10 protein-coding genes and 2 pseudogenes are annotated in these 10,550 nt (G+C 31.5%); all 12 read right to left on the reverse strand.

Going from position 1 to position 10,550, the window contains the following annotated elements:
• Nucleotides 1-163 precede the first annotated feature (163 nt).
• Nucleotides 164-1,249: a M949_RS01915 family surface polysaccharide biosynthesis protein gene (locus HMPREF9073_RS01465; protein ID WP_009412203.1), complete on the reverse strand. Its 1,086-nt coding sequence runs from the start codon at nucleotides 1,247-1,249 to the stop codon at nucleotides 164-166.
• Nucleotides 1,233-3,497, reverse strand: coding sequence for a CHAP domain-containing protein (locus HMPREF9073_RS01470; RefSeq protein WP_009412204.1), 2,265 nt, complete (start codon nucleotides 3,495-3,497; stop codon nucleotides 1,233-1,235). The genes HMPREF9073_RS01465 and HMPREF9073_RS01470 overlap by 17 nt, the downstream gene beginning before the upstream one ends.
• Before the next feature lie 2 nt (nucleotides 3,498-3,499).
• Nucleotides 3,500-4,504, reverse strand: coding sequence for a LysM peptidoglycan-binding domain-containing protein (locus tag HMPREF9073_RS01475; protein WP_009412205.1), 1,005 nt, complete (start codon nucleotides 4,502-4,504; stop codon nucleotides 3,500-3,502).
• A gap of 23 nt (nucleotides 4,505-4,527) precedes the next feature.
• Nucleotides 4,528-5,466, reverse strand: a complete 939-nt coding sequence (locus tag HMPREF9073_RS01480) for a TssN family type VI secretion system protein (RefSeq protein ID WP_009412206.1) — start codon at nucleotides 5,464-5,466, stop codon at nucleotides 4,528-4,530.
• Between the two features lie 27 nt (nucleotides 5,467-5,493).
• Complete coding sequence (locus tag HMPREF9073_RS01485) at nucleotides 5,494-6,441, reverse strand: type VI secretion system baseplate subunit TssG (protein ID WP_009412207.1); 948 nt, start codon at nucleotides 6,439-6,441, stop codon at nucleotides 5,494-5,496.
• Complete coding sequence (locus HMPREF9073_RS01490; RefSeq protein WP_009412208.1) at nucleotides 6,441-7,085, reverse strand: C40 family peptidase; 645 nt, start codon at nucleotides 7,083-7,085, stop codon at nucleotides 6,441-6,443. Before HMPREF9073_RS01490 ends, HMPREF9073_RS01485 begins: the two co-directional genes overlap by 1 nt.
• A gap of 200 nt (nucleotides 7,086-7,285) precedes the next feature.
• On the reverse strand, nucleotides 7,286-7,687 hold the full coding sequence (locus HMPREF9073_RS01495) for a hypothetical protein (protein WP_009412209.1): 402 nt from the start codon (nucleotides 7,685-7,687) through the stop codon (nucleotides 7,286-7,288).
• 273 nt (nucleotides 7,688-7,960) lie between these two features.
• Nucleotides 7,961-8,443, reverse strand: a complete 483-nt coding sequence (locus HMPREF9073_RS01500) for a hypothetical protein (RefSeq protein WP_002680302.1) — start codon at nucleotides 8,441-8,443, stop codon at nucleotides 7,961-7,963.
• A 28-nt stretch (nucleotides 8,444-8,471) separates the two neighbouring features.
• Nucleotides 8,472-8,729 (reverse strand): annotated as a pseudogene (locus HMPREF9073_RS01505) (IS1595 family transposase); the annotation flags it as partial.
• A 208-nt stretch (nucleotides 8,730-8,937) separates the two neighbouring features.
• The gene (locus HMPREF9073_RS01510) at nucleotides 8,938-9,660 is read right to left on the reverse strand and encodes a hypothetical protein (RefSeq protein WP_009412212.1); all 723 of its coding nucleotides are present in this window, start codon (nucleotides 9,658-9,660) and stop codon (nucleotides 8,938-8,940) included.
• 14 nt (nucleotides 9,661-9,674) lie between these two features.
• On the reverse strand, nucleotides 9,675-10,307 hold the full coding sequence (locus HMPREF9073_RS01515) for a hypothetical protein (RefSeq protein ID WP_009412213.1): 633 nt from the start codon (nucleotides 10,305-10,307) through the stop codon (nucleotides 9,675-9,677).
• Nucleotides 10,295-10,550 (reverse strand): annotated as a pseudogene (locus HMPREF9073_RS16140) (DUF4280 domain-containing protein); the annotation flags it as partial. The pseudogene HMPREF9073_RS16140 and the gene HMPREF9073_RS01515, both read right to left, overlap by 13 nt.

Consider the following 10,550-nt stretch of genomic DNA (forward strand, 5'->3'; position numbering starts at 1 on the left):
CTTTCTTTTTCACCTTCTTTTATTGTTATAGAAGTTATCTTCCGTCTATCCAATCCACAGGATAATGGGTGAGTAGGTTGTTCATTGTTCTATCTTGTTTTATTTGTTTGCAAAGGTAAAGGTTTTTCATAAACTTACATCATAGAAATTTTAGTAAGTATTATTATGCTGTCAATATTTCTATTCCTACTATTATATATCGTTTGCCTTTTTTCAAAAGAACAACTTCAGTAAGACCAATTTCAGTTGATTTTATTACAAAGCAATTTTTATCATTAAAAAGTTGACAATCTCCACGATAAATACGAACAGCTGAAAGTAGTCCTGCCTTGAAAGTTCCTTCATATAGCATTACATTATCCTTTATTTCTGCAAATGAATAAAATTTATCTTCAAAAACAGCTGATTTATCATTAATCCCTCTTACTCGTAACGGAAAGTTTATCGTCTTTTTCAGTTCAACATCGGAAGAAGCTGCTTTTTTGGCTCTTTGTAAAAATTCATCAATGGTTTCACCTTTATCAAAGGAAGAAGTTGTATTTTTCTGAGTCTTCAATGAGTTTTTAATTTGTTCTTTTACTTCTGAAAGAAACAAAGCATGTCTGTTATCCTCAAGATATTCTATCATATCATATACCTTTTTCTTGATACCCAAAGGCAACGCATAAAAACTTTTATCCACTTGGGTGTGCCTTCCGTCATCCATTTCCGAATTTTGCTGGCGGATAGCTATTTTCTTCCCGAGATGATAAATCAGAATTTTTACCCTACCTTCTTCAAAATGATCTCCATAGATAGATTTCGTCCCATACACTACAATCGGGTCTACAAAACCATCATTATCTAAGTCTTTCAATCTTAAATAACGTGGCCAAAACCAGATAGAGGTCTCTCTTTCTTTATCAATATAATCAGTAATAGTCCATCGCACTTTTACAGTCTTATCTGCTTCAAAAGATACGTTAAAAGCCTTTATAGACCTTTTTGGACTCTTTTCATCTTGTATGTTGCCTTTTATTACCTTTTCAGTAAGAATCAAATACTGCTTGCCATCTTTATCCTCAAAAGGATACACCCTAAATATAGGAAATTCAACTCCTATCTGCTGCAACACCTCAGCAGGAAAAAGTTTTTTAATTTCCATATCTGTAAGAGGAGTCTCCCTATAATTTTTATCCTCTTGTGCTATGCCAATAGTACAGATAAATATACTATAAATAGTCAATAATACCTTAAAATGTCTGTTCATTTTCTTCTGTTTCTAAATTTAAAAAATGTTTCTTGTTCGCCTCATCAGCAGTTAATTTAGGAATATTATAATTATATAGAGCTTCAGGATAATCTATAGGCATAAGAAAACAATTAAATTTTTGTTGATAAATTGAGCCATTTTTACTAAAATTAAAATTAACTCCATTTCTTTTATAGTTTGAAAATTTAAGTCGATCACCCTGATTTCCTCCCAAACATACTAAATTATTTCCATCAATAGCGTATAAAAAAGTTACATGTCCACTACCATCAGGTTTTTGTGTGTCTTTTTTATAATTACTCATCACAACAATACACCCCACTACAGGTTTATCAATTATTTTATAAACTTTTCCTTCTTCTGCTAATCTAATAAATTGTTGTGACCTAACTCTTTGCTCCCCTTTTTCTCCTACTTTATATTTAGCTTCATTGACACACCAACTTACAAAAGCAGCGCACCATTGACCAGAAACATTATTATCTGGACGAGAATTGTTTCCTCCAAATTCTAAACAACTTTTAGCAAATGAAAATAAAGGATCCTTTCCCTCACTTACTCCTTTCGCCTTTTTAAATTTTTCAAATGCAATTTTCATCCAAGGTGGTAAAACATTACCCCATATCTTCATCTTAAACCTATGCAGGGCAGTACCTGACAAAGTGGGTTTTGCAAGGGGAGCATTGGTATTACTAAAAATATCTATAAACACATCACTATTAGCATTTTTATTGAAAATAATCTTTAGTTCAAACTCTGTTTCTTTTCCGTTTATTTTTGTTGTATACCCCGAGCCAAATGGTCTTTCTTTTTCACCTTCTTTTATTGTTATAGAAGCTATACTAGGAGATAAAACATTCTTATAGTTATAGTACAACTCATATCCATAGAGATTTTCTGCTTCGGGGATTGTTGTTAAAAATAACCCTAAATAGCCTATTTTCTTACCTCCTCTTGGCGTTACAGAAAAGCGAATAATCATACTACTGGTTTGTTTTACCGTTTTTATATCTTTATCTTTGTATTCTGTTGCTATACTTGTTTTTTCGTCAAGTACTTTTATCTGTTTTTTAGATTCTTTATCAAGTTTCAAAGAAACTTTTTTATCCTCTTTTATTTCGTAAACTTCTTTTATTTGAATATCAGGTAAAAATAAGCCATCAGTAGAAGGTGTTTTTTCTTTTTCGCTTTTTTCTCTAACACTTACTTTTACAGGGCTTTTACTATAAAAAGTTTTATCTTTTTCTTCTTCAAGGATAAGTGACTTAGGTTTAGATATTTTACTGTCCTTAAATGTTTTTACTTTAATGATATAATCTTGTTCATATCTGTCTTCTCCCTCTCTATCTTTTCCTCCCCAAAGAAGCTTTTCGTCATCAATCTCAATCGGTCTTCCTATAAAGATATCACCTTTAAATGTGAGTACTCCACTGCTTGTTATAGAGTCATCAGGGGTATATTTATCCTTTTCCAATATAAAATACTGAAAATATTTATTAATCATTCCTTCTGATTCAATACATACTCTAACGACATCTCCTTTCTTAAGTTTTGTTACCTTTTCCCCATTTTTATCTATAAAGTAGGCATCTTTTATTTCTCCTTTAACTTGAGTTGCTTTTTTACCATTTGTTTTTGGTGGTTCTCCAAAACTGGCTTCTACTTTAAAAGTGTGTTCTGTTGATTTATCTTTTGAAGTCTTATTTTTTACATAAGCATCTAATACATCTGGGTATGTTATCAAAGGTATTTTTACTTCTGCTCTATCTTTATTGTCGACTTTTGCCTTAAAAACTTTTTTAGGTTCATCATCATTATTCCATAATAATTTAAAAGTTATTTCTTTATCTTGTAAACCCTGAGTATTAGCCCATACAAGCAAAGTATCTTGGTAACTTACTTTATTAGGGTCTCCATCTCCCATTTTTATAGAATTGACTTCTAAAATTTTAGGGGTGACATTTTGTTTAGCAACTTCCTCCTCAATAATCCTTCCTTTGTTATCTACACGAATAGTTAACATTCCCAAATGATTTTCCTTTTTCAGTGTTTTATCATTAGGAGCAAAAATCATAATCTCAAATTCTCTTGCTATACTACCAAATTGACCAAACGTTTTTTCCTTTTTCTTGTCTGGTGTAGTATATGCCTTGGAGCTTCCCATGACATAAGCGACCCAAATATACTCCTTGCCTGTATCAGTGGTAAATGTATGTTTGTTACGTATGATTTTTATATTTCCCATAGCTATATCTTTTTTATTATTCCTATCATATTTTTTCTATGTAATTCACCATTAGAATAAATATCTAATGAGGCTTCTATAACAGAAAGTTGTTGTGTGTCTTTTTCTGTAACATATATAATCTCAAAATTGCTCTCAAAAGGATCTATTTTATCTATAGCTTTCTTCCCTTTATACAATTCAGGTAGGTTATAATTTCTCTTCAATTCCCCTTTTATAATTGTTACTATCTCATACTCTTCAAATATCACTTCTGCTTCTAACTCATAAGGAATAAAAGCACTGCCTTGCACAGGGCAAAACTCCTCTTCCCACTTTTCATTGTCTTTATGAAACCATTCCATAGAAGGAAAGAACACCTGATTTAGGAACGACATCTGTAAGCGTTCTATCATATATTCCTTATCTATGAGTTTTTCATAGAAAGCATTGGTATAACTTTTGGCTAACTCACCTTCAAAATAACTTTCTATACCAGTACGTTTTTGCGTAAATCGCTCAATGATTTCTCGGTGGTTTTCTATATCAGTGATCCCCCCATTTATAGATAGATGGTATTTTAATGGTTGCATCGCCTGCATACAAGCCGTTGCTAACTCGGTGAATTTAGTATCAGCCTCCTCATAAGTTGTATTTACAATCATACTCCACCCTTTCTCTGCTTTCTCCATCTGTAAAGAAAGGGAATAATCTGTTTTTACTTCTTTATCTGAGGTGATGACTACTTCTTTTACTTTATAGTCCTTTGCATAAAACTTCTTATCCAAATAACGTGAAGGACGCTCTAATTCTTTTTGTACAGCCTGTTGATGCCCTTGCAAGGAAGCGAGTTCTTCCTCTGAAGGAACTATAATACGCTCTGTCTTAGAGGTTAGTTTCTGTTCCAATAGTTCCCATAACTCACAACGCATATTGTGATAATGCCGCAAGTCATTTACTGAGATTTGAAGCTTCTCAGCAATCAACTGTAAGGTATCCCCTTTCTTTACTTTGTATATACGACTCATAAGCGTGTCATTTTAGGGTTATACTATTGAAATTCATAGGTTTCGCCCTCTTCCTCCTTTTCTTCAGGTTTACTGTCTACACCTTCTTTTCTTATACAGAATATCACACTGTTCTCAACGATGTTATTGGAAAGAAGTGTGCCATCTGGAATAATAAATCGCGTTTTCTCATACCACTTAGGTTGCAAGTAAAAAATCCAATGACACAAGCCATTGTCATCTTCCGTTTGTATAGGTTCATTAGAGTGTTTTTCGTTGTAGTCCAACACAAAACTGTAGAAAAGTCTCCCAAAATCAATACGTGAGGGTGCTTTTGCTCTAAAAGAACTAAAATTCTCATCTGTTTCTTCCTTTTTTACTACTAAAGAGATGAGTACCAAATCACGCATTTCCTCATCCTTGATACTTCCTCTTTGTTTGTAATCAGTGGGAAACTGCCAAGACTCGTACTCCACAGGGGGAATGCTGATAGCTCTGTTAAAACTGTCATTAAGCAAAGTAGGCACAAAAAACCACAAGAAGTGCATCAACATCCAATAAGCAAAGGTTACATCATTCAGGAAAGAATAAATAACCAAGAATGGAATAGTTGCAAAGGCTACTATTAGGATGGCAAAGAGATATTCTGTAAGAGGCTCTTTTGAGTCAAACTTCTTAAAGTAGTAGCGATATAAAAAGCAGTGGAGTATTCCCAGTCCTAATGAGGCTATTTGATAGAAGATAAATTCATATAGGTTGTTGTCTATAAAAAGGCGGCTATAACCCATTAGAGGGACAAGCGCATAAACAAATACGGCTGCACTTACATAGATATAGAACTTGGTTTTATATTTATCCTTAAAACCACTTACTTTTGAGACAAAAAACATCTTTAAGGCTACACAGCCCATAATGATAACCAGCACAATGATAATCAATTGCGGGTCAAGTAAGTGTCCAAAGTATTTCTTTATATGGTTCATAGTATATTGTAATATTAATCTGCTTTATCAATCTGTTAGGTAAGTGTTGTATCCCAAATAGGAGGAGGATTCTGTTGCATTTAGGGTTGATGATTGCTTTTCCTTGGGCAGTAGCACCTCTGTGGTTACCTCTACTTCCATAGGGAAGAAGTGCCTATAAAAAAATGCCAAAAACTCCTTAATAGTTCCTTGATGTAGGTACTCAGGTAACTCAGTTTGCTGTAAAGGACCTATTTGCAAATCTAAATGCTTGGTGTAATCTGTATAATCAGTACCTGCAATCGTATCCAAACCTAAATAGCAACTCCCAAGTAGGGTATCTTGGGCGGTATCTGCATAGTTGTCGTATTCTCTGATATTTACCTTGACCTCTTCACCGATAAGTAGTGATAGTACCTCACAGGTCTTATCAAGGTCGCCTATAATCTTATGTGCATAGGGTAATAGACTGATAAACTTTGAGGCTAATACTGGCTCAAAGCTCATAGGGACATTCCATAGGGTGTACAGTACATCAGGAGCAAGGGTGCTATTGATTTCTTTTAAGAAGGAACTCTCAAAGATTTCTGTTTGTACATTAAATTGAAAGAGTTCATTCTCCAAAGGCGCAAAGAACAATCTCGCTGCTTTCTCTTCTTCCTTTTGCTGGCGATACTCCTTAACCATTGTCTCTATGCCCTTCTTTGAGGTATCCGCATTTTTGCTGTGTACCATTCCTTCAGGTAAGGTATCATACAGACTATCACGGGAGAGACTTATGTAAAGCATCTGAGTAGCATCGTAGAGATAGTCCTTTACAGAAGCGTCCAACACATCAAAGCGATAACTGCGTGCAAACTGCCCTTCCTTCTCTACAATACACTGGTTTTCTTTGATATGCTTGTGTTGTATCAGGTCACTGACAAGGACTTCTGCCTTGATGTCGTATTTCAAAGCAGTGATTTCTTGGGCGATATGTTCTAAGTCTGTTGTCATTATTTTTTTTGCTCTTCTTGTTTTAGTCTCCCAGCAGCTACATAGCGCAATTGAAAATAAGGGTCGTTAAAATCATAGATATTTAACCCTTCCTCAGTGCAGGCTAAGATACGGTCGTTGTGTAGGTATATCCCCACATCTGAGATGGGTTGGTCTTTGGAATATCTGAAAAACAATATATCGCCTTCTTTTAAGAAATCTCTTCCTGTAAAAAGTTGTAAGGATTTAGAGCGGAATATACCATCAGCAGTTTTAGGAAAGGTCTCTTTGTAAATATCGCTAAACAGTGCTTGCACAAAGTAAGAGGCATCTACACCTGTTTTCTTATCCAAGCTCTGCGGTTTATAAGGCGTACCTATCCAAGCATCAATATAAGCGTATAAGGGATAATTGCGTATATCCTGTGGCATCGTCTTTAAGATGATGGAATACTTTTCTTTAAGTCGTATTTCCTCATCTGAAAGCTGCTCATCTTTATAGTTGCTTTCTGTGTATTTGGCATCTATACTATCCTTATGAGCTTGCGCGGCTTTGCGAAAGCTATCCGTAGAATAATGATAGGGCACCTCACGAATGTACTTAGCTGTTGAGCAAGCGGCTGTAAAGATGAGTGCTGATATGTAAATGAGTCTCTTATAGATCATTGTGGTTTTATTCTTATTATGTTCTTTCTAAGAACTTTACGCGGAGCAAAGGTACGAAATATTTTTGAAAATAGATGTTATTTACTTCAATTATTTTCATTTATTTTCTTTCCCATCCTGTCAATCAGCTATAATGCTATCGTTTTTCTTAATCTGCGATATTTTTTTTAACTAAGAAGTTGCGGAACTTAGTACAAATTTTATTCATCAGATAAAGGTTGTTTTTTTCTATATTTACGTATGAGTCTCTTTATAAAATAATGTAATTCTTGTGATTCATAAAAATCAGTACAAAAGTAACAAATATAATTAGCTTTTCCATCAATTAACCAAGCAGGAGGCGGTGGTACTTTATAATATTCAGTAGTATTTTTCTCTGTAAAAATTCTTACTTCATCCATTAATTCATTAGATATTTTCTTCACTTCAAATATGTATGATGCAGTATAATCGTGAGTATTACATATACTATCTGCCAAATGATAGTTACGCCCAATACAATAGTAGAGTGCATACCTTTTTAACTCTTTTAGTGTATTCTGAGCAACTATAAAATTAGTTGTAAATGAAAGTAATACTATTATTTTTATTTTAATTACCATAATTTTATTAAATCAGTTTGAGCTATTTTATCTTTTTTACCCACCTCTCCATCATAGTATTTTGTCATATGAAAGTAGTAATGAGGATGATCAGGATTGTTATAGTCAGAAATATTTCCTACATAAATTAGATTTTCTCCATCCCAAAGAGTGATATTGACCTACTGCATTACTCCATCCTGAGATACTAAATAGGATAATTCCTTTCATATTTTTTAATACATCTCCCCATTGCTCGCTTGATAACAATGTTGCTTGAACATTTCCAATCTATTATTCAGTTTGAACTTTAATAAAATAATAATCTAAATAATCTCTCATATAATCCTCTATCCATTCTTTTTGTAATCTATCATTAGATAGTAGGTTGTAATAGGCTTTCTTTAAATTTTTATTTGACACATTATATAATTTATAACATTTAGACACTATCAAATAACCATTATAATAACTATTCTGAACACCTTCAAATCTCTTTTTGTATTTGTTGTGATAAGTCTCTAACACCTTCTTTATTTCTTCTTTTTCGAAAAATCGGGGTAATGGTTCTAGATGATTAAATGTGGTTGTGTAGTTATCTTCAAATGTTTCTGTGTATAAATAAGTATCATTACAATTACAAAAACCATAAAAAACGAATTGTTCAAAAGATTTACTATCGTTTTGTAATTTTAAGTACGTCTTACTAATCAGTTCTTTGTTTTGAGCATTACAAAAAATGCTAAAAAAGACTATTATAATGTTTAACAATTTCATATTCAATTATTTTAATTGAGGTGTCTATTTAGCTACATACTAATTGACTTTGGGAAACGGGAGAACGTTCCACAATTCTTTTCATTAATTTGTTAAAGATAGTATCTTTATTTTGTGAGCGATTGATTCTAAAACTATACTCAGCTAAATATCGGTCTATGTTAAATTCTGAAACCCAAGAATATATATCTCGTATCCAAGACTTTACTTGATGTATTACCTTATGTAATGTAGGAAAATTCTTCCCATCATTACTAGGAATTTGAGTTATATTAAAGTCTTTTATTTGTCCCTTAAATAATTCCATAATACATTAATTTTCAGAGTGCAAATATATGAAATTATTTAGACACCTCAAATATTTTTTTTCAAATATTTGTGAATAATTATAAATTATTAACATCCTATAACTACCCTATATACGCAATTTATTTATATAGGGCGTATATAGGAGTTATATAGGGAATAATTGATTGAGAGGAATAAAAATGAGCTTATTTTATATACACACATTCTGCATCTTTAAGATTATAATAATTGATTTTTACTATAAATGTATCTTTCGTAGAAGTGTAATTATCTTTTAGAATCTGTGCTATAATTTCCTCACTTTCTTTGTCAAAATCAGAATATATAAAGTATATCTTATTAGTCTGCATCAGAATTAATGCATTTAAATCTTCTATTTTTTTATTATTAAGATAGGCATTAAAATTTTGTAATGGACAGTTGATAATCTCTGCATATTTATTTCTTAATAACTTATCATTAAATAGAGTATCCTCAATAAAGATATTACTTTTGTATTTATAGATTACTGATGGTTTATAACTTGTTATAGGCGCTTCTACATCCTTTTGTATATAAATATTCTTATCAGAAAATAAAAATTTAGAAAAGGTATACTCATTATTGTCAATGTAATTTTTAATGTTTTGGGAACGTTTCCATATAAACCCATGATAAGGTAAAAAAACTATTTTTTCTTTTTTGAGAAGATTATATAAAGTATCATCTTTTTGTGCTACTGTGCTTAAGAATTTATTATATAAAAAATTCCTATTATTTGCATTATAGTTATCAATACAATATTTATATAGCAAACTGTGTTCAGCATAATAGATAGCTTTCTTTTGATTATAATACAAAACAAATGCAATAGAAATAGATATTACTATTGCTGTTAGTATGATAAATATAACTATTATTTTTCTCATATATTATTACAATTTTATTTTTTAGATTTCTTTTTCATATAATCATTTATAATACTATTTCTTACTTCTGAATAATAAGTTTCCCATATTAGATTTAGATCTTCTTTATTTTGAAAAGACAATATTGCTACATATTGATTTATATTATTACTAAACCTAATTAAGTTACTATCCTTATCAGTATAGGTTACTCTACCTTCTATAACCTCAACAGAAGAAATATGAAAATAAGCCTCTTCTTTTATAAAAATCTTTGCTTTATAAGGTATATTTTTTTCCTTAGAAGCTCTTTTCTCATAAACCTCCATATATGAATCAAATTCTTTAACATTTAATCCTCCCATTAATTTCATTGTCTTATTATATACTCCTTTATTCTCTTCATAGTTTGGAAAATTTCCTTCTATTTTAATTTCTTCACCTGTTTTTAAAGAGAATAATGTCATAGGATATACTTCTGATGAAAATGTTTTAGACTCATAAATTTCTTTTTCAGCTAATTTTTTTCCATCAGTCTGAGCTATCTTAATCAATGCTTTTCTAAAAATAAAAGGATCTTTACAAATGAAACAATCTTCATCATCAGTGTCTAACTTAGCTGTTATTGTTTGTCCTGTACTTTTTAATGTAATTTTTAAACCTCCCATATTTGTATCAATTTAGTATCTATTACTTTTAATTTTATTTGTTCTTTATTGTCATTTTTGAATGTATAATTCTTTAGTAGGTCATTTTCTAATATGCTACCATTATATTCAAAATACAGTTTTTTATCAGTAAGGTCTATATCTATTTGCTCGCCCACTAGGTTTTCGCCTTCAATCACTAAATAAATCTCTTGTTCATCTTCTCCCAGGTCTATTTTATTACCTTGTAAGTCTGTGAAATAG

Source organism: Capnocytophaga sp. oral taxon 326 str. F0382, from assembly GCF_000318295.1.
Lineage (GTDB): Bacteria > Bacteroidota > Bacteroidia > Flavobacteriales > Flavobacteriaceae > Capnocytophaga > Capnocytophaga periodontitidis.

Bases quoted from the DNA above. Each gene is read 5' to 3' on its own strand.
- HMPREF9073_RS01465 (WP_009412203.1), bottom strand. From the start codon at position 1,249: ATGAACAGACATTTTAAGGTATTATTGACTATTTATAGTATATTTATC.
- HMPREF9073_RS01470 (WP_009412204.1), bottom strand. From the start codon at position 3,497: ATGGGAAATATAAAAATCATACGTAACAAACATACATTTACCACTGAT.
- HMPREF9073_RS01475 (WP_009412205.1), bottom strand. From the start codon at position 4,504: ATGAGTCGTATATACAAAGTAAAGAAAGGGGATACCTTACAGTTGATT.
- HMPREF9073_RS01480 (WP_009412206.1), bottom strand. From the start codon at position 5,466: ATGAACCATATAAAGAAATACTTTGGACACTTACTTGACCCGCAATTG.
- HMPREF9073_RS01485 (WP_009412207.1), bottom strand. From the start codon at position 6,441: ATGACAACAGACTTAGAACATATCGCCCAAGAAATCACTGCTTTGAAA.
- HMPREF9073_RS01490 (WP_009412208.1), bottom strand. From the start codon at position 7,085: ATGATCTATAAGAGACTCATTTACATATCAGCACTCATCTTTACAGCC.
- HMPREF9073_RS01495 (WP_009412209.1), bottom strand. From the start codon at position 7,687: ATGGTAATTAAAATAAAAATAATAGTATTACTTTCATTTACAACTAAT.
- HMPREF9073_RS01500 (WP_002680302.1), bottom strand. From the start codon at position 8,443: ATGAAATTGTTAAACATTATAATAGTCTTTTTTAGCATTTTTTGTAAT.
- HMPREF9073_RS01510 (WP_009412212.1), bottom strand. From the start codon at position 9,660: ATGAGAAAAATAATAGTTATATTTATCATACTAACAGCAATAGTAATA.
- HMPREF9073_RS01515 (WP_009412213.1), bottom strand. From the start codon at position 10,307: ATGGGAGGTTTAAAAATTACATTAAAAAGTACAGGACAAACAATAACA.